This is a genomic window from Trinickia sp. (genome assembly GCF_035492435.1).
Lineage (GTDB): Bacteria > Pseudomonadota > Gammaproteobacteria > Burkholderiales > Burkholderiaceae > Trinickia.
In genome coordinates this window covers 1-18,031 of record NZ_DATJJF010000171.1, presented here as the reverse complement: position 1 = coordinate 18,031, position 18,031 = coordinate 1, and the positions used below count along the sequence as shown (strand labels likewise).

At 64.5% G+C, this 18,031-nt stretch carries 17 protein-coding genes; 12 read left to right on the top strand and 5 right to left on the bottom strand.

What is annotated here, in order from left to right:
- Window positions 1-372: TraB/GumN family protein (locus VL598_RS12705; protein ID WP_325327081.1), on the top strand; the 372-nt coding region annotated here is incomplete at its 5' end.
- Between the two features lie 34 nt (window positions 373-406).
- Here the strand turns inward: VL598_RS12705 and pxpA are convergent.
- The 3 genes from pxpA to pxpB are packed head-to-tail and all read right to left on the bottom strand — an operon-like array spanning window position 407 to window position 2,886.
- A complete protein-coding gene (pxpA, locus tag VL598_RS12700; protein ID WP_325327080.1) occupies window positions 407-1,159 on the bottom strand; it encodes a 5-oxoprolinase subunit PxpA in 753 nt (250 codons plus the stop codon).
- Between the two features lie 21 nt (window positions 1,160-1,180).
- Window positions 1,181-2,230, bottom strand: a complete 1,050-nt coding sequence (locus VL598_RS12695) for a biotin-dependent carboxyltransferase family protein (protein WP_325327079.1) — start codon at window positions 2,228-2,230, stop codon at window positions 1,181-1,183.
- Complete coding sequence (pxpB, locus tag VL598_RS12690; RefSeq protein ID WP_325327078.1) at window positions 2,227-2,886, bottom strand: 5-oxoprolinase subunit PxpB; 660 nt, start codon at window positions 2,884-2,886, stop codon at window positions 2,227-2,229. The genes VL598_RS12695 and pxpB overlap by 4 nt, the downstream gene beginning before the upstream one ends.
- 320 nt (window positions 2,887-3,206) lie before the next feature.
- On the opposite strand from pxpB, the gene VL598_RS12685 reads away from it, so the two are divergent.
- Entirely contained in the window at window positions 3,207-4,055 is an 849-nt protein-coding gene (locus tag VL598_RS12685; protein ID WP_325327077.1) for a LysR family transcriptional regulator, read from the top strand.
- A 51-nt stretch (window positions 4,056-4,106) separates the two neighbouring features.
- On the opposite strand, the gene VL598_RS12680 is transcribed toward VL598_RS12685, so the two are convergent.
- Entirely contained in the window at window positions 4,107-5,027 is a 921-nt protein-coding gene (locus tag VL598_RS12680; protein ID WP_325327076.1) for a LysR family transcriptional regulator, read from the bottom strand.
- A 186-nt stretch (window positions 5,028-5,213) separates the two neighbouring features.
- Between VL598_RS12680 and VL598_RS12675 the strand changes: the two genes are divergently transcribed.
- From VL598_RS12675 to VL598_RS12650, 6 genes are all read left to right on the top strand, one after another.
- Entirely contained in the window at window positions 5,214-6,236 is a 1,023-nt protein-coding gene (locus VL598_RS12675; RefSeq protein ID WP_325327075.1) for an ABC transporter ATP-binding protein, read from the top strand.
- Window positions 6,233-7,315, top strand: coding sequence for an oligopeptide/dipeptide ABC transporter ATP-binding protein (locus VL598_RS12670; RefSeq protein WP_325327074.1), 1,083 nt, complete (start codon window positions 6,233-6,235; stop codon window positions 7,313-7,315). The genes VL598_RS12675 and VL598_RS12670 overlap by 4 nt, the downstream gene beginning before the upstream one ends.
- Before the next feature lie 63 nt (window positions 7,316-7,378).
- On the top strand, window positions 7,379-8,881 hold the full coding sequence (locus VL598_RS12665) for an ABC transporter substrate-binding protein (protein ID WP_325327073.1): 1,503 nt from the start codon (window positions 7,379-7,381) through the stop codon (window positions 8,879-8,881).
- 4 nt (window positions 8,882-8,885) lie between these two features.
- On the top strand, window positions 8,886-9,830 hold the full coding sequence (locus VL598_RS12660) for an ABC transporter permease (RefSeq protein ID WP_325327072.1): 945 nt from the start codon (window positions 8,886-8,888) through the stop codon (window positions 9,828-9,830).
- A complete protein-coding gene (locus VL598_RS12655) occupies window positions 9,830-10,711 on the top strand; it encodes an ABC transporter permease (RefSeq protein WP_325327071.1) in 882 nt (293 codons plus the stop codon). Before VL598_RS12660 ends, VL598_RS12655 begins: the two co-directional genes overlap by 1 nt.
- Before the next feature lie 86 nt (window positions 10,712-10,797).
- Window positions 10,798-12,438 carry a gamma-glutamyltransferase family protein gene (locus VL598_RS12650; RefSeq protein ID WP_325327070.1) on the top strand — a complete coding sequence of 547 codons (1,641 nt, stop codon included), beginning with the start codon at window positions 10,798-10,800 and terminating at the stop codon, window positions 12,436-12,438.
- 46 nt (window positions 12,439-12,484) lie between these two features.
- Here VL598_RS12650 and VL598_RS12645 read toward each other — a convergent pair whose 3' ends face one another.
- The gene (locus tag VL598_RS12645) at window positions 12,485-13,084 is read right to left on the bottom strand and encodes a 5-formyltetrahydrofolate cyclo-ligase (RefSeq protein WP_325327069.1); all 600 of its coding nucleotides are present in this window, start codon (window positions 13,082-13,084) and stop codon (window positions 12,485-12,487) included.
- Between the two features lie 20 nt (window positions 13,085-13,104).
- Between VL598_RS12645 and VL598_RS12640 the strand changes: the two genes are divergently transcribed.
- The 4 genes from VL598_RS12640 to VL598_RS12625 all read left to right on the top strand — a co-directional run.
- Entirely contained in the window at window positions 13,105-15,075 is a 1,971-nt protein-coding gene (locus tag VL598_RS12640; protein WP_325327068.1) for a lytic transglycosylase domain-containing protein, read from the top strand.
- A 102-nt stretch (window positions 15,076-15,177) separates the two neighbouring features.
- Window positions 15,178-16,134 carry a complex I NDUFA9 subunit family protein gene (locus VL598_RS12635; RefSeq protein ID WP_325327067.1) on the top strand — a complete coding sequence of 319 codons (957 nt, stop codon included), beginning with the start codon at window positions 15,178-15,180 and terminating at the stop codon, window positions 16,132-16,134.
- Between the two features lie 56 nt (window positions 16,135-16,190).
- Window positions 16,191-16,847 carry a glutathione S-transferase family protein gene (locus VL598_RS12630; protein ID WP_325327066.1) on the top strand — a complete coding sequence of 219 codons (657 nt, stop codon included), beginning with the start codon at window positions 16,191-16,193 and terminating at the stop codon, window positions 16,845-16,847.
- The coding region (locus VL598_RS12625) for a multifunctional CCA addition/repair protein (protein WP_325327065.1) at window positions 16,844-18,031 on the top strand (1,188 nt) is incomplete at its 3' end. The genes VL598_RS12630 and VL598_RS12625, both read left to right, overlap by 4 nt.

Sequence of the window (18,031 nt, the reverse complement as noted above, 5' to 3'; positions counted from 1 at the left end):
CAGATGCGCGCGTTCACGAACCTCACGCTGGCCGAGCAGCGCGAGATGCTGGCGCAAGACCTTCAGCAGACGCCCGGCGAGACAGTTGGCGACGTCAGGCACTTGCACCGGCTCTGGCGTATCGGCGATGCGGACGCGATCGCCGCGTGGTCGGCGGCCAAGACCGATCGGCTTGCGACCTCGAAGGCCGCTGCGCGTGCGCTCGACAACAGGATTTTGTTCGAGCGCAATCGTCGCTATACGAGGCGTATGCTCGCGATCACAGCGCCGAACAAACCGGTTTTCGTTGCGATCGGCGCGCTGCATCTGGGCGGCCCGAAGGGCGTGCTCGCGCTGCTGCAGCGGCGCGGATGGACGGTCGAGGCGAAGTGATTTCGGGCCTCGCTGCATCGCGCGCGTTAGCCGGTCAGCCCGTCAACCGTGAAGCAGCGCGCACGTCGATACCGTTCACCTCGAGCTCGGCACGCAACCGGCGTGCAAACGCAAGCGCATGCGCGCCGTCCCCGTGCAGGCAGAGCGTGTGGATATGAAGCGGCACAATGCGGCCATCGACTGCTCGCACGCGCTTGTCACGCACCATCGAAAGCACATGCTCGAGCATGGCGTCTTCGTCTTCGATCAACGCGCCGGGCTCGCTGCGAGGCACAAGGGAACCGTCGGCGCGATAGCCGCGGTCGGCGAAGCCTTCCTCGATGGCGACAAGCCCTGCCTCGCGGGCGGCGTCGATCAAGCCGCTATGGGCGAGCCCAAATACCGCCATCGACGGATCGAAGTCGTGCACGGCCGATACGATCGCCTGCGCGATCTGTGGGTCGCGTGCGGCTTGGTTGTAAAGGGCGCCGTGCGGCTTCACGTGTGCCACACGAGCACCCTCAGCCTGCGCAATGGCCGAAAGGGCGCCGAGCTGATAGAGCACGCCTGCGTAGATGTCGTCGGCGGGCAGGCTCATCTCTTTGCGGCCAAAGTTGACGGGGTCGTGAAAGCTCGGATGCGCGCCGATCGCGACTCCCTTCGCCATGGCGAGCCGCACGCAATCGCGCATGGCGTTCGCGCCGCCCGCATGCCATCCGCAAGCGATGTTCGCCGAGCTCACGAGATCGAGCAGCGCCGCGTCGCTACCGCAGCCTTCGCCCACGTCGGCATTCAAATCGATTTCCATCACTCCCTCTTCCCACTCCCTTCAAGCGGCGCGCACAGCTCGTCGCGACCGCTCTTCATACATGGCCAGCGCGACATCGATTTGCCGCAGGTAGGCCTGTTGTTCGCCAAGCGCGAAGCGCGCTTCCTCAATCGAGCTGGGAACGAAGCGGACGGTGCCGTTGAGCCGTACCTGCGCGAGCCGCCACAAATCGGCGCGTATCACGGCGCCGATGCGCGCGTAGCCGCCGGTCGTTTGGGCGTCGCTCATCAGGATAATCGGTTGGCCGTTCGGGGGCACCTGTATCGTTCCCGGCAGCACCCCATGGGACAGCAACTCGGTGAGCGTTTCGCGTTCCAGTGCCGTGCCAGCGAGCCGATAGCCCATGCGGTTGCTGTGCGGTGTCACGCGCCATTCTTCGGCCCATAACGCTTCGTGTGCTGACTCCTTGAAGCTGTCGTATTCGGGGCCGCGCAGCACGCGGATTGGTACCGCGCGCTCAGCGCCGGTTGCGTGGTGAGCGCGCCAGGCCGGTTCGCGAGCGAAGTCGGCAAAGCGACACCACTCCGGCGCCTTGACGCCGAATGGCGGCGCGTCCACGCCGATCCCCGCGCCGGGCCGGTTGGCCGGCACGCCGACAGCTAGGCGGTCGCCTTCGCGCAGCGTGCGCCCGCCGAGCCCGCCGAAGTTCGCGTTGAGATCGGTGCTGCGCGAACCGAGCATCGGCAGGACGTCGATGCCGCCGCGCACGCAAACGTACCCGCGCATGCCGCGCTTTGCACCGTGCAAGACCAGTTCCTGACCGGCTCGAACGGGCAGGCTCCACCAGGCGGGCACCGCGTCGCCGTCGAGCGTCGCGCCGAACTCGGCACCCGTGATGGCGATGCGCATGGCGCGCGTGAAGCGCAGCGCCGTCGGACCTACCGTTACCTCAATGGCCGCCGCAGAGGGGGCGTTGCCAACGAGCCGGTTGCCGACTTCGAGTGCGAGTTGATCGAGCGCGCCTGCCGTCGTGACGCCATGGTGCCGGTGGCCGGTCCGGCCAAGGTCCTGCACGGAGGTAACGATGCCGGCGCGTAGCACTTGGATCATGGCTCGATCCCCGCGATCGTGAAACGCACGTGGTCGCCCGGTCGCAGCAGCGTGGGCGGCGTGCGGGATGGATCGAAGAGCGAGAGCTCCGTGCGGCCGAGCAACTGCCAGCCGCCTGGCGACGCCGCCGGATAGATGCCCGTTTGTGCGCCGCCGATGCCTACGGCGCCGGCCGGCACTTCGATACGCGGCACCGAGCGGCGTGGCGTGTGAAGCGACGCATCCAGTCCGCCCAGGTAGGCGAAACCCGGCTGAAAACCGAGAAAGAACACGACGTACTCACCTTGTGCGTGCCGTTTGACGACCTCTTCGGTGTCGAGGCCCGTGTGCGCCGCCACGACTGCGAGATCCGGGCCGAATTCGCCGCCGTAGTGCACTGGAATTTCAATCTCGCGCGCGGCCGGCCGCTCTGCGATTTCCGCTGCGTGTTCCCACGCCGTGGCGAGCAAGCCCGCAAGCTGCGACGCGTCGGTCGCAAGCGGATCGAACACGATCGTCAGATTGTTCATGCCGGGCACGACCTCGACAACATGCGGCCAATCGCGTGCGGCATCGGCGACGGCCCACACGCGCTTCTGACAGGCCAGCGTGGCAGGGGGCGGCGATTCGCATACGAGAGCCGCATCGCCGAAGGGAAAGATACGGGGTTGAGTCATCGATGGAGTCTCGCCGGTAAGGTCTTGGGGCATGGCGCGCTGAGAATAGGATGCTGATGTTGGGCGTGCCCACTGCTTGGCGGTACATTATCGACAAGTTATCAGACATGCGCGAGCGATGTCTTTTTGCCGCACTCCTTGGAGGTCGGGCGCGTCAATGTGCCGATTGGAGCGGTGGCCCAATTCCTCTTTAACGTAACGCGTTTGGCGCCCGGCGTCCGGCTTCTAGGGCACGGTTTTAACGCCCGCGGCATTATTTTGAGCGCTGCGCCGCCGACGCTGGACGAAATCGTTTTCAACCATTCGAATCGATCGGGACAATGCTGCGCGAGCTCAAAACATTTCTGGCGGTGGTGCGATTCGGCAGCTTTGCGAGCGCTGGCGCGAACATCGGTTTGACGCAATCGGCCGTCAGTGCGCAAATGCAGCGTCTTGAACAAGACCTTGGATACGCGCTGTTCGACCGCAGCGGCCGCGCGGCAACGCTCAACGCAGCCGGGAGGCAAGCGGTGGCATTCGCCGAGGACATGCTGTCGACCTACGCCAGGCTTGCGAACGAGGGCGGTGTGAGCGAGCGCTCTGGCCTATTGAGAGTCGGGGCGATCGCGTCCGCGCAGGCGTCGTACCTCGTGCCGGCGATCGAGCGGTTTCGCCGCAAGGCGCCGGGCTGGCGGATTCGCGTGATTCCCGGTGTCTCGCTCAACCTGCTTGCTCAGGTCGACTCAGGTGAGATCGATGTCGCTGTGATCATCAAGCCACCCTTCGCGTTGCCGGCCGAACTGAAATGGCGCGTGCTGACGACGGAGCCTTTTGTGCTCGCTGTGCCGCGCAAGTTGCGCGGCACGCCCTGGCGCGAGTTACTGAAGACGCAACCGTTCATTCGATACGACCGCAACTCGTTTGGCGGTCGGCTTGTGGACCGCTTTTTGAAGAAGGTACGGGTGACGGTGCATGATGTCGTCGAGCTGGATGAACTGCAGGGCATCGTGGGCCTTGTCGCGCAGGGCGTCGGCGTCGCGTTGGTGCCAATGGCGGCGGCGCTGCAGTTGCCACGGTCAGTGACCGCGCTAACACTCGGCGAGGATACGTTCGTGCGCGAGATCGGGCTTGTCGAGCGACACACGGGCGAGCAGGCCTCAATGGCTGCGGGCTTCTCTGCCTGTCTGTGACCGGCTGAGCGTCGGTGCCCATTGCCAGGCGGCAAAGGAGAAGGCGGGCGCTTATTTGCCCACCAGCGCGTTAGCCCCGTCACCCGCTGGCGCTCCGGTGTCGCCGAGCAGTTCGGCGAGTGCGCTGACGACACCGGCGTGTCCCGGTGTATCGGCGCGCCGCACGAGCCCGATCGAGCGCATGGCTGGCGTCGCGCCCAGCGGGATCAGACGCAGCAGCGGGTCGGCTTCCCAGCCCCGTCCGTGCAGCTTCGGTAACACTGAGACGCCAACGTTCTTCCTGATGAGCGCGACAATCGTTTCGATCGAATTGAGCTCGATGTACTCATCGACCTCGAGGCCGAGCGCCGCGAGCACCCGCTCGACGACGTGTCCGGTCCGCACGCGCCGGTCATATCTCAAGAAGCGTTGCTCGCTCAGAATGCGCCGGGGATCGTCGCCGCAGACGTCGCGGTTGACCACAAGCATCAGCGCCTCGCGGTAGAGCGGCGTCCAGACGAGCTCGGCAGGCGTTGTGCCATCGGCCGGCTCCACAATCGCCGCGATGTCGACGTTTCCTGTCTCCACCATCGCCGTCAGCTCTTCCGAGCGGGCGGTCGTCATGCGCACCTCGATTTGTGGGTGCTGGCTTTTGAACTGGGCGACGGCGAGTGAGAGCGCGTCGTTGACCGACACGATGCCGCCGATCCTCACCAGCCCCCGCATCCCATTCGCCGGGTACGGCGCTTTGACTTCGAGTTCCGTCATGAGTCCGAGCATTTGCTCGATCTTCGGGAGAATCTCGATGCCCTCGGGCGCCAGCTTGATCTGCCGCCCGCTGCGGTCGAAAAGCCGCCTGCCGAGCTCGTCCTCGAGGGCCTTCATCTGCAAGCTGACCGCCGCCAATGTCAACCCGGCCTTATCGGCTGCCGCCGCGAGCGATCCCGTTTGGGCGACCAGACGAAACGTTTTGAACCTCCTGATCGTGTGCATCGCATTCCCCATCGTCTCAATTTCGTCTTGATTTCGACTCAATGTCGGGTTTTCTGACGGCCTGACACTTTAAAGCGGTTTAAGCATCGTCAAGAAAATTTAAATCTTTCGTTTAGAGCGAGCGTACACAATCGTTTAAATCGCTGCTCTCGAGTTGAACGCAAGCTGTACCGCCTTGGGATCACCATGCTTTCAGAAAGACCGTTCATTCTCGAAGTCACCGGTCTCACCCTCACCTTCTCGCGTGAGGCGGCGACGCCGAACCTTCTCGACGGGGTGTCGTTCTCCGTGCGCGAGGGCGAGACGCTTTGCATCGTCGGCGAGTCGGGTTCTGGCAAGAGCGTCACGTCGCTTGCGTTGATGGGGCTATTGCCGAGCCCGCCCGCTCGGATCGTCGCAGGCACGGCGATGTTCGAAGGCCAGGATTTGCTGAAGCTGCCGGAGCGCGCGCTCGCCGATATCCGCGGCAACCGTATGTCGATGATCTTTCAGGAGCCGATGACGTCGCTCAATCCGGCGTACACGGTCGGCCAGCAGATCGCCGAAGGCATCGAGCGCCATCGCGGCGCGCGCAAAGACGAGGCTCGCGCCGAAGCGCTCGAGCTGCTGCGCCAGGTGGGCATTCCCGCAGCCGAATCGCGCCTCGACGCTTATCCGCACGAGCTTTCGGGCGGCATGCGCCAGCGCGTGATGATCGCCATGGCACTGGCAAACCGGCCAAAGCTCCTCATCGCCGACGAGCCCACCACGGCGCTCGACGTCACCATCCAGGCGCAAGTGCTGTCGCTCGTGCGGTCGCTGCAGCAGGCAACGGGTACCGCGATGGTGCTCATCACGCACGACCTCGGGGTGGTGGCCGAGATGGCCGACGAAGTGGCCGTCATGTACGCGGGCACCATCGTCGAGTGCGGGAGCGTCGCCGAGATCTTCGACGATCCCCAGCATCCCTACACCATCGGTCTTATGGGCGCCGTGCCCACCACCGGTAAGCGGCGCGGGCCGCTGGCGACGATCCGCGGCGCTGTGCCGCCGCCGGAGCAGATGCCGCGCGGCTGCCGGTTCTCGCCGCGCTGTCCGTTCGCCGAGCCGCGTTGTCATGAGACGGCGCCGGCCACACGCATGATCGGCGGCACGCATCGTGTCGCGTGTCACTTGGCTCCGCTCGAGGCGCTAGCCACCGACATGCCGCGCAGTAGGGAGACCGCATGAGCGCCATTCTGGAAGCGCAAGGACTCGTCAAGCAGTTCGGCGTGCGCTCGCGCCTCTTGTCGCAAACGCCCGTCGTGCATGCGGTCAATGGGGTGTCGTTCAGTGTGCACGAAGGCGAGACATTCGCCATCGTTGGGGAATCGGGCTGCGGAAAATCGACGCTCGGCCGCCTGCTGCTGCGTTTGCTCGATGTCACCGCGGGGCGGGTCATCTACCGGGGCACGGACATCACCGATCTTTCGGCTCGCGCCCTGCGGCCGTTGCGTCGCGAAATGCAGCTCGTTTTCCAGGACCCGCTCGCGTCGCTGAACCCGAGCATGACGATAGGGCGCATCATCGGCGAGCCCATTGAGCTGCATGGCCTGGCACGTGGCGCGCAACGCCGCGAACGCGTTGCCGAGCTGTTGCGCACCGTCGGGCTGCAGCCCGGCTATGCCGAGCGTTTCCCGCATGAGTTTTCGGGCGGCCAGCGGCAGCGTATCGGCATTGCACGCGCGCTCGCCAGCGAGCCGAGGCTTATCGTTGGTGACGAGCCTGTGTCGGCGCTCGACGTGTCGGTTCAGGCACAGGTCATCAATCTGCTGGAACGGCTGAAGGCCGAATTCGGGCTCACGCTCGTCATCGTGGCGCACGATCTCGGCGTGATCCGCCACATGAGCGACCGCGTCGCCGTGATGTACCTGGGAGAGATCGTCGAGCTGGCGAGCGTCGATGCGGTCTTCGATACGCCGCTGCATCCCTATACCCAGGCGCTGTTGCAGGCGATACCCGTGAGCCATCCGGGTTTGCGGCGAGAGCGACCCGCGCTGACGGGCGATCTGCCGAGCCCCACGGCCCCGCCGCCCGGTTGCCGCTTCCACCCGCGCTGCCCCCACGCCAAACCGCTGTGCCGCGAGGCGAAGCCGGAACATGAAACGCTCAGCGATGGCCGTCAGATTGCCTGCCACTTCTGGCGGGAAATACAGATGAGCGGTGCTGGCGCGCCGCTCGAGGCCGCAGCAAGCCCCAAGCTCGCACAGCGGCTCGCGCTCTATCGCGAGCGCCAGGCAAAGGTTGAGGCAGCCGAGGCGGATGCCTAGGCAGCCATTGAGGCAGCCAGCGCGCCAATTTTCAGACTTTCAACTACGAGAGGAAAAGAGTCCATGCGTCGCTCCATCGCACAGTGTGTTCTTGCCGGCGCTCTCGCAGCGGGCGCCATTCCGGCCTTTGCGCAGTCGATGCTGCGCATCGGGCTGCAGGATGACATCGGCACGCTGGACCCTGCGCGCAGCAGCCAAGTCGCCGATCGCATCGTGATGCGCTCGATGTGCGACTCGCTGGTCGATGTTGATGCCAACCTCAAGATCGTGCCGATGCTGGCGACCTCATGGCAAGTGAGCGCCGACGGCAAGACGTGGACGTTCAAGCTGCGCCACGACGTGAAGTTCCATGACGGCGAGCACTTCGATGCAGCGGCCGTCAAGGCCAATCTCGATCGGTATCGCACCCTGCCCACGAGCAACCGCAAGAGTGAGCTCTCGTCAGTCGATCATGTCGACGTCATTGCGCCGGACACCGTCGCGATCGTCATGAAGGAGCCGAACTCGGCGCTGCTCGCGACGCTTGCCGATCGCGCCGGCATGATACTCGCGCCGAAGACGCTGGCCGACAGTGCCGGTGTTGCGGCGCACCCCGTGTGCTCCGGCCCGTACAAGTTCGTTGAGCACGTGCAGAACGACCGCGTCGTACTGGAAAAATTCGCCGATTACTGGGATGCAGCGGCTTATCCGCTGCAGAAAGTCGTCTACATGCCGATGCCTGACAGCACCGTGCGTCTCGCGAACGTGCGCTCGGGTTCGCTCGACATGCTCGAGCGGCTTTCACCCAACGATGTGAAGGCGGTGAAGAGCAATGCCACGCTGCAGTTCAAGCCGATCGGCGGACTCGGCTACAGCTATATCGTGCTCAACGTCAGCCCGCGCGGCCCCGCTGCGTTGAAGGACAAGCGCGTGCGGGAGGCGATCGAGCTGTCGATCGACCGCAACGCGCTCGATCAGATCGTCGGTGCGGGCATCTACAGCGCACTTGATCAGGCATTGCCGGCGAGCAGTGCCTATCACGACGCGGCCCTGGCGGTGACGACACGCGATGTCGCCAAGGCCAAGACACTGCTGAAGGCCGCCGGCTACGAGCATCTGGAGTTGGCGATGACGTTCGGCAACGACACGGTGTCGACGCAAACCGCGCAGATGCTGCAGGCGATGCTCTCGGAATCCGGCATCATGCTCAAGCTCAAGCCGCTCGACTACCCGTCGGCCCTCGATGCCGGCCACCGCGCCGATTTCGACCTGCTCTATTCGATCTGGTCCGGGCGCGTCGATCCTGATGGCAACCTGCACACGTTCGTCACCTGCAAGGGGGCGCTCAATTACGGGCAGTACTGCAACCCGCAGGTCGATCATCTGCTCGACGCTGCACGCATCAAGTCGACGATCCCCGAGCGCAAGGCGCTTTATGACCAGGCGCAGACGATTCTCTCCGACGAGCTACCCATCGTCTATCTGCATGACCAGCCCTGGCCTTACGTACTCACGCAAAAAGTGCAGGGCTTCAACGCCTACCCGGACGGCTTGATCCGGCTGCGTGGCGTGAGCGTCAAGGGCTGAGCACATGTGGCGCATCGTTGCCCATCGCCTGGCGATCGCTGTCCCGACGCTCGTGCTTGTATCGATGATCGTGTTCGGGTTGCAGAAGATGCTGCCGGGCGACCCGGTGCTGGCGTTGGCCGGCGAGGATCAGGATCCGCATGTCATCGCCACGCTGCGTCATCAATATCACCTTGATCGCCCAGTGCCCGTGCAATACGCGCTCTGGGTGCGCGATCTCATGCATGGCAATCTGGGCACGGCATTGCGCACGGGCGTGCCCGTGACGACACTGATCGCCCAGAAGTTGACGGTGACGTTGCAGCTCGCGACGTTCGCGATGGTGATTGCCGTCATCATCGGCTTGACGGCGGGTGTCCTGTCCGCATCGAATCGCGGGAGGGCGCTCGATCATATTGCGAATATCTTCGCGTTGTCGGGCATGTCGATACCGAATTTCTGGCTCGGCATCTTGCTGATCCTCGTCGTTTCGGTCCATTGGCACTGGCTGCCGTCCTCAGGCTACGTCTCGCCCTCGGAAGACTTCTGGCTCAGCATCAAGACGATGATCATGCCGGCCTTTGTGCTGGGGGCCGCGCTCGGCGCGCAGTTGATGCGCCACACGCGCAGTGCGATGTTGAGCGTGCTGCATGCGGATTACGTGCGTACGGCTCGCGCGAAGGGCCTGCTGCGCACGACGGTCATCGTGAAACATGCGTTTCGTAACGCGTTGATTCCGATCGTGACGGTGCTCGCCTTGTTGTTCGGTGAGTTGCTGGCGGGCGCGGTGCTGACGGAGCAAGTGTTCACGATCCCCGGCTTCGGCAAGCTCATCGTCGATGCCGTTTTCAATCGAGACTATGCCGTCGTGCAAGGCGTCGTGCTGGTCACGGCGTTGACCTACATCGCCGTCAACCTTGTCGCGGACATCGTTTATGTGCTGCTCAATCCCAAGTTGAGGCGCCGCTGATGGCCACCGTTTCTGCTGCAACATCCGCACCTCAGGCGCCGGCACGGCGCGGCCGGCGTCGCGCGCTCGCCAAGTTCGCGCGCAATCGTGCCGCGTTGGTGGGCGCCGCCATCGTGTTGATCGTCATCGTTGTCGCTGCGCTGGCGCCCTGGATCTCGCCCTTCGATCCGGTCCAGGCCGATTTCCTCCATGTGCGCAGCGCACCGGATGCGATGCATTGGTTCGGCACCGACGAGCTGGGCCGCGACATCCTTAGCCGCATGATTTGGGGCGCGCGGGCGTCGCTCGCGGCCGGCGTGGTCTCGGTGGCCGTCGCAGTGGCGATCGGTGTGCCGCTCGGACTTATTGCGGGCTATTTCGGCGGTCTCATCGATACCGTCGTCTCGCGTGTGGCAGACGCGCTGCTTTCGATCCCGTTTTTGATTCTTGCCATTGCTCTGGCGGCATTCCTCGGGCAGAGCCTGACGAACGCGATGATTGCCATCGGCGTGTCCGCCATGCCGCGATTCGTGCGTCTCTCACGCGGGCAGGCAATCGCCGTGAAAGCCGAGGAGTACGTTGAAGGCGCGCGGGCGATCGGGCTCGACGATACGCGCATCGTCCTGCGCTACATCCTGCCCAACGTGCTGCCGCCCATCATCGTTCAGGCGAGCCTGACCGTCGCGACGGCCATCATCGCCGAAGCCAGCCTATCGTTTCTCGGCCTCGGCCAGTTGCCGCCCGCGCCGTCCTGGGGCTCGATGTTGAATAGCGCGAAAGATTTCGTCAGCGAGGCACCGTGGATGTCGATTTTCCCGGGCGTGGCGATCTTTCTGACTGTACTCGGTTTCAACCTGCTCGGCGATGGCCTGCGCGACGCGCTCGACCCGCGAGAGCATTGATTCGGGGCGGCACCTTGGCGGTGCTGCCGTTCATTCGTTCGTCGATCAGCAACATTCACCTCCATTTCAGGTTTTGTTCCGTCCCCATGTCGACATTCAATTGGCAAAACCCCTATCCGACGGTGCGCATGCCCGTCCTGGCACGCAACGTCGTCTCCACTTCGCACCCGCTTGCCGCACAGGCGGGCCTGCGAGCGATCTGGCAAGGCGGCAACGCCGTCGATGCCACCATCGCCGCGGCGGCCGTGATGACCCTCGTCGAACCCGTATCGAACGGTCTGGGCGGCGATGCGTTCGCGCTCGTCTGGGACGGCAAGAAGCTGCACGGGCTCAACGCTTCTGGCTTCGCGCCTGCTGCGTGGAACGTCGATTACTTCAAGAAGAAGTACGGCGAAGCCTCGAACGGCATCGCCGCTCAACCCAAGCGCGGCTGCGACTCAGTCACGGTGCCGGGCGTCGTGGCCGGATGGGAAGCGCTGCACGCGCGTTTCGGCAGCTTGCCGTTCGCCGACCTGATGGCAACCGCCATCGAAGTAGCTGAGCGCGGCCATGCGATTGCCCCCATCGTCGCGCACAAGTGGGCGGCAGCCGTGCCCGAACTGAAAGACCAGCCCGGCTATGCCGCGACGTTCATGCCGCACGGCCGCGCCCCCACGGCGGGCGAGTTCGTGCAGCTGCCCGGCCACGCGCGCACGCTGAAGATGCTGGCGAAGGAGGGGCCGCGCGCTTTCTACGAAGGCGAGATCGCCGAGCGGATCGCGGCATTCTTCAAAGAGTGCGGGGGCGCCATGACGGTCGAGGATCTGCGCGGCTTCAAGGCCGAGTGGGTTGAGCCGATCGAGAAGGACTACCGCGGCTACAGCGTGCACGAAATCCCGCCGAGCGGGCAGGGCATAGCGGCGCTGATCGCGCTTGGCATTCTGGACAAGTTCAACCTGAGCGAGATGCCGCTCGATAGCGCCGCATCGCAGCACTTGCAGATCGAAGCGATGAAGCTCGCGTTTGCCGACGTCTATCGTTACGTGGCCGATCCCCGCTCGATGGATGTGACGCCTGAGCAAATGCTCGACGACGCCTACTTGAGCGCACGCGCCAAACTCATCGATCCCGAGAAGGCGACTCACTTCGACTTCGGCATGCCGCGTGCGGGCGGCACGATCTACCTCTCGGCTGCTGACGAGAAGGGCATGATGGTGAGCTTCATTCAGTCGAACTACATGGGGTTCGGCTCGGGGGTGGTCGTCCCCGATTACGGTATCTCCCTGCAAAACCGCGGTTTCGGATTTTCGATGGACCCGCGCTCACCGAACGTGGTGGCCGGCGGCAAGCGGCCGTTCCACACGATTATTCCGGCGTTTCTCACGCGCCGAGTGAACGGCAGGCACGAGCCGGTGATGAGCTTTGGCGTGATGGGCGGTGATATGCAGCCGCAAGGCCATGTACAGACGGTCGTCCGCATGCTCGATTACCGTCAACAGCCGCAGGCGGCCTGCGATGCGCCACGGTGGAAAGTGAACCGCGACTTCTCGCTCGACGTTGAGGCCGCGATGAACACCGCGGCAGTCGACGGGCTGAAGGCGCGCGGACATCAGCTCAAATCGGTCGAAGATCCGTACATGGATTTCGGCTCGGGCCAGTTCATCTGGCGGCTCGACGGCGAATCGCTGGAGCACGGCTACGTCGCGGCGAGCGATAGCCGGCGCGACGGTCTCGCGGCGGGTTTCTGACTCTTCTGAGTCTTTTGAGTCTTTTGAATGCAGCGATGCCGCGCGCCTAAGCCGCGCGGCATATGCGCGCCGCTATCTCAGTGACGATCGCGTCGAGCGGCACGTCGTGCAGCTCGCGCGGCAGCGCCGCGACGCGGCAGGCTTCGTACGCGACACCCACGGTCACGGGCCTGTCCGTACCGGGCCAGGCGGCAAGCGTCCGGTCGTAATAACCCCCGCCATAACCGAGCCGATAGCCGCCATCGTCGAAACCCACGCAAGGTATCAGCAGCAGATCGGGCAGCACGCAAGGTGTGAGTGCCGGCTCCGGAATGCGATGCAAGCCGACACGCATCGGCGTTGAGGGCGTCCACGCATGAAAGGCCAGCGCCTCACCCTTCACGGCGACCACAGGTAACGCGGCTTGCCGGCGCGTGTCGCCTGCCAGCCATTCGGTGAGGGCATTTCGCGCGTCGAACTCACCCGGAAGCGGCCAATAGAATCCCACTGTATGCGGCGCGTAGTGGGTGAGCAGATCGAGTATCGCGGTTTCGAGCGCGGCCTCTACGCCGTGCGCTGTAGCCGCCTTGTGACGCGCGTCGCGTAAGGCTTTGCGCAGCTCGGCTTTCGTATTTTCGGCAGGGTTGCGTGCTATGCTGTCGCTCAATTTTTGCTCCACGGATCACGATGTCGACACGCCTTGTTCGAGTATATCGCGCGGCTTGTTCCGCACTCGCCGCAGTGGCACTTGTTGCCTGCGGCACTGCGTCTGCCGGGCGTCATGCCACGCCTTCCGCGCGGGCGAGTGACGATCAGATCTTTGTGCAGCTTCGGGAAGCCGCCCGCAACAACGATGCGGTGCGCGCGGCACAGCTGGCGAGCATGATTCCCGACTACCCCGTCCCGTCTTACGTCGAGTATTTCCAGATCAAGCCGCAGCTATTCGACAGCTCGGGTCATGCCCTTGTCGATGCGCCAGACGCCCCGGTGCTGTCATTCCTGCAGCGCCACGATGGCGAGGCGATTGCTGACCGTCTGCGCAACGACTATCTCGTTGTGCTGGGCGCGCGCCACGATTGGCGTGATTTCGACGCGCAGTATGCGCGATTCGTGCTCGACGACGATACGCAGGTCAAGTGCTACGCACTGGAATCGCGAGCGGCGCGCGGCGAGAACGTGACGGACTCGGCACGCACCCTGCTGGTCGACCCGCGCTGGTACGGTGACGGCTGCGTCGATCTCATTTCGGCGCTCGCCACGAACGGCCAATGGACGTCTGACGACGTCTGGCAACAGATTCGCCTCGCTTACGAACAGGGCGCAACGACGACGGGCAGCCGCCTCTTCGACGCACTCGGCGCGGCACGGCCCGACCCGGCGCTCATCGATGAGGCGACAAGCGCACCGCCCGTGTTGCTCGCGGGCGGCGTGAGGCCAGACGCCGCCTCGCATCAACTGGCGCTGCTTGCAATCACGAACATGGCGCGCAACGACGCAGCCACGGCCGCCGCCACCTTTGCGACGGTCGCGCCATCGCTGACGCTCGCCGAGCGCGCGATCGGCTGGGGGACGATCGGCTATCAGGCGGCCGCGCGTCAAGTGCCGGGCGCGGTCGACTGGTACCGGCTCACGCCGAACGCGCCGCTCTCCTATCCGGCCTACGAATGGCGCACGCGCGCCGCTTTGCTGGCAGGCGACTGGACGATGGTGCGTTGGTCGATCGAGCAGATGCCGACCGTGCTGCGCGAGCGGCCGGCCTGGGTGTATTGGCACGCGCGCGCGCTCAAAGAGGCGGGCGAGACCGCCTTGGCGAACCAGGCGTTCGAGCGCATTGCATCGCGATTCGATTTCTACGGTCAGCTTTCGGCTGAGGAACTCGGGCGCAAAATCACGGTGCCGCCCGCCACGACGGTAACCGATGCTGAAGTCGACGCGGCGGGCAAGACGCCGGGGTTCGAACTCGCGCGGCGCTTTTACGCGCTGGACTTGCGGCTCGAGGGCAACCGCGAATGGAACTGGCCGCTGCGCGGCATGACGGACCGGCAGTTGCTGGCCGTTGCCGAGTACGCGCGCCGCATCGAACTGTATGACCGCACCGTCAACACGGCCGACCGCACGCAAACCGAGCATGACTTCTCGCTACGCTATTTGTCGCCGTTCCGCTCGATCGTCGAGCGCGACGCGAAGACGAACGGGCTCGACGTCGAATGGGCGTACGGGCTCATCCGGCAGGAATCGCGCTTCATCATCAATGCGCATTCGGGCGTCGGCGCGGGCGGGTTGATGCAGCTGATGCCGGGCACGGCTCGCATGGTGGCCAAGAAAATCGGGATGGGAGCGGTCTCGGCGGAACAGCTCAACGACATCGATACGAACATCCTGCTCGGCACGAGCTACCTGTCGATGATCTACAATCAGTTCGACGGTTCGGACGTGCTGGCGACGGCGGGCTACAACGCGGGGCCAAACCGTCCGCGTCAATGGAAAGCGGCGCTGGCGCGTCCCGTCGAAGGCGCGATTTTTGCGGAGACGATTCCGTTCAATGAGACGCGCGATTACGTGAAGAACGTGCTGTCGAATACAGTCTATTACGCGGCGCTGTTCGAAGGCCGTCCGCAATCGCTGAAGGCCCGGCTCGGCTACATCCTGCCTCAGTGAGGTTTAGGCTCGAACGCAGGGCCTGAGCCGCTGCGGGCAACGCGCAAGGCATGACGCACTCAACCGCCACGGCCTGGCTCGACCTGCCGCAAGGAGGCGAAGATGCGACACGAGTCCGTTGCATTGATCGGCGGTTCCGGGTTTATCGGCAGTCACCTTGCGAACGCGCTCGTCTCGGCGGGCAAACGGGTGCGCATCGCGACGCGCCGCCGCGAGCACGCGCGGCATCTCACGCTGTTGCCGCTCGATGTCATTGAGCTCGACGTTTTCGATCCGGTCGAGCTTGCGCGATTCGTCGACGGTGCGGACGCCGTAGTGAACCTGGTGGGAATTCTGCACGGCCGACATGGCGATCCGTACGGTCCCGAGTTCGCCAGAGCGCATGTCGTGCTCCCGACGAAAGTCGTCGCCGCCTGCGAGGGCAAGGGTGTGTCTCGGCTCATTCACGTGAGCGCGCTGGGTGCCGACCCGGACGGCCCGAGTATGTACCTGCGCTCGAAGGGCGACGGCGAGAAGTGCGTGCGCGGTGCGGCGCGTCTCGCGACCACGATTTTTCGTCCGTCCGTGGTCTTCGGACCGGAAGACCGCTTTCTCAATACCTTTGCGTTGCTGCAACGGCTTTTGCCGGTCATCCCGCTCGCCAAGCCGGACGCCAAATTCCAGCCGATTTACGTCGCCGATGTGGCGAAGGCGATCGTGGGCGTGCTCGATCTTGAAGCCGCGAGGGGGCACACCTACGAGTTGGGCGGCCCTTCGGTCTACACGCTCGAGGCGCTGGTGCGCTACTGCGGGGAGGCGACGCATCGGCACGCGCGCATCGTGCGGGTGCCTGACGCGCTCGCCTATACGCAGGCACGGATGTTCGAGCTACTGCCGGGCGCGCCGCTGATGACGCGCGATAATCTCGACTCGATGAAAGTCGATTCGGTCATGCACGCTCCACTTGCGCCGGAGCTTGGCATCGAACCGGCGAGTGTCGAGACGATTGCGCCGGCTTATCTCGGCAAGGCCTCGCTCCGCTCGCGATTCAGCGTTTTTCGTACGACGGAAGGCCGTTAGTGCATCGCGCGGTCGATCCGTTTGTCGTTTTTTTCAACCTCTATTGCCGGTGAAAAATGAAACTTATCATCGCAGACAAAAACTACTCGTCGTGGTCGATGCGGCCTTGGGTACTCATGCGGCACGCTGCCATCCCGTTCGACGAAGTACTGGTCGAGCTGGATCAGCCCGATACGGCGGCCCGCATTCGTGACTATTCGCCGTCGGGCAAGGTGCCGTGCCTCGTCACTGACGACGGGCAGGCGGTGTGGGAGTCACTCGCGATTCTCGAGACGCTCGCCGAGCGCTATCCTGACCGGCCCCTATGGCCGAGCGATGCCGCGGCGCGCGCGCACGCGCGCTCGATTGCAAGTGAAATGCACGGCGGGTTCGCAGCACTGCGTTCGTCGATGCCGATGAACATCCGGGCGCGCAGCGCAGGTACCGGCGCGACGCCGGCTGCGTTGGCGGACGTCGCCCGCATCGACGCTCTATGGTCAGAGTGCCTCGCGCGCTATGACGGCCCGTTTTTGTTCGGCGCGACGTTCGGCATCGCCGATGCGATGTATGCGCCCGTCGTCATGCGGTTCAACACTTATGCGCCGGCATTGTCCGAGGCAGCGCGTGCGTATGCCGAGCGCGTAACAGCGTTGCCGGCGGTGCACGCGTGGATCGACGCGGCTCACGGTGAGACACACCGCATTGCCAAATACGAAGAGCTCATTCGCACATGAAGATTTACGCAGTGGGCGGAGCGATTCGCGACGAGCTGCTCGGTGTGCCCGTGGCGGATCGAGACTACGTTGTCGTTGGGGCAACGCCCGAGCAGATGATCGCGCAGGGCTTTCGCCCCGTCGGCAAAGATTTTCCGGTTTTCCTGCATCCGGCGACGCAAGAGGAGTACGCCCTCGCGCGCACCGAACGCAAGACGGCGGCGGGCTATCACGGCTTCCAGTTTCACTACGCACCTGATGTGACGCTGGAGGAGGATCTCGCGCGGCGCGATCTGACGATCAACGCGATGGCGCGCGAACTGCTGCCCAATGGCGAGCTCACGGGGCCCGTTATCGATCCGTTTGGCGGGCAGGCCGATCTCGCGGCGAAGTGCTTTCGGCATGTCGGCCACGCATTCGTCGAGGATCCGGTGCGGATACTGCGCCTTGCGCGCTTTGCGGCGCGCTTTGGCGACTTCCACGTTGCTGCCGACACCTGCGCCTTGATGAAACAGATGGTGGCGGCGGGCGAAGTCGATGCACTCGTGCCCGAGCGCGTGTGGCAGGAAGTGTCGCGCGGATTGAGGGAAAAGAAGCCCTCGCGCATGTTTGCTGAGCTGCGCGAGTGCGGCGCGCTCGCGCGCGTGCTGCCGGAGATCGACGCCTTGTTCGGCGTGCCGCAGCGGGCCGATTACCATCCGGAAATCGATACGGGCGTGCACGTGATGATGGTCGTCGATCATACGGCTGTACGCGGCTATGCGCTGCCGGTGCGCTTCGCCGCGCTGACGCACGATCTTGGCAAGGCGACGACACCGCAAGACATCCTGCCGCGCCATATCGGCCACGAGATGCGGACGGTCGATTTGCTGAAGCCGCTTTGCGAGCGTCTGCGCGTGCCGAACGAATGCCGCGATCTGGCTCTCGTCGTTGCGCGCGAGCACGGCAACATTCATCGCGTGATGGAGATGGGGGCCGCGGCGCTTGTGCGTCTATTCGAGCGTACCGATGCGTTACGCAAGCCGGCGCGCTTCGCTGAGGCGTTACAGGCTTGCGAGGCCGACGCGCGTGGACGACTCGGCTTCGAGACACGCGAGTACCCGCAAGCCGAGCGGCTGCGCGTGGCGCTCACCGCGGCGCGCGCCGTCGATGCCGGGGCTATCGCGCAAGGATTCGCCGGCGAAGCGGCGAAGATCAAGGATGCG

Coding starts and splice junctions, on each gene's coding strand:
- pxpA (WP_325327080.1), bottom strand. CDS start 1,159: ATGGAAATCGATTTGAATGCCGACGTGGGCGAAGGCTGCGGTAGCGAC.
- VL598_RS12695 (WP_325327079.1), bottom strand. CDS start 2,230: ATGATCCAAGTGCTACGCGCCGGCATCGTTACCTCCGTGCAGGACCTT.
- pxpB (WP_325327078.1), bottom strand. CDS start 2,886: ATGACTCAACCCCGTATCTTTCCCTTCGGCGATGCGGCTCTCGTATGC.
- VL598_RS12685 (WP_325327077.1), top strand. CDS start 3,207: ATGCTGCGCGAGCTCAAAACATTTCTGGCGGTGGTGCGATTCGGCAGC.
- VL598_RS12680 (WP_325327076.1), bottom strand. CDS start 5,027: ATGCACACGATCAGGAGGTTCAAAACGTTTCGTCTGGTCGCCCAAACG.
- VL598_RS12675 (WP_325327075.1), top strand. CDS start 5,214: ATGCTTTCAGAAAGACCGTTCATTCTCGAAGTCACCGGTCTCACCCTC.
- VL598_RS12670 (WP_325327074.1), top strand. CDS start 6,233: ATGAGCGCCATTCTGGAAGCGCAAGGACTCGTCAAGCAGTTCGGCGTG.
- VL598_RS12665 (WP_325327073.1), top strand. CDS start 7,379: ATGCGTCGCTCCATCGCACAGTGTGTTCTTGCCGGCGCTCTCGCAGCG.
- VL598_RS12660 (WP_325327072.1), top strand. CDS start 8,886: ATGTGGCGCATCGTTGCCCATCGCCTGGCGATCGCTGTCCCGACGCTC.
- VL598_RS12655 (WP_325327071.1), top strand. CDS start 9,830: ATGGCCACCGTTTCTGCTGCAACATCCGCACCTCAGGCGCCGGCACGG.
- VL598_RS12650 (WP_325327070.1), top strand. CDS start 10,798: ATGTCGACATTCAATTGGCAAAACCCCTATCCGACGGTGCGCATGCCC.
- VL598_RS12640 (WP_325327068.1), top strand. CDS start 13,105: ATGTCGACACGCCTTGTTCGAGTATATCGCGCGGCTTGTTCCGCACTC.
- VL598_RS12635 (WP_325327067.1), top strand. CDS start 15,178: ATGCGACACGAGTCCGTTGCATTGATCGGCGGTTCCGGGTTTATCGGC.
- VL598_RS12630 (WP_325327066.1), top strand. CDS start 16,191: ATGAAACTTATCATCGCAGACAAAAACTACTCGTCGTGGTCGATGCGG.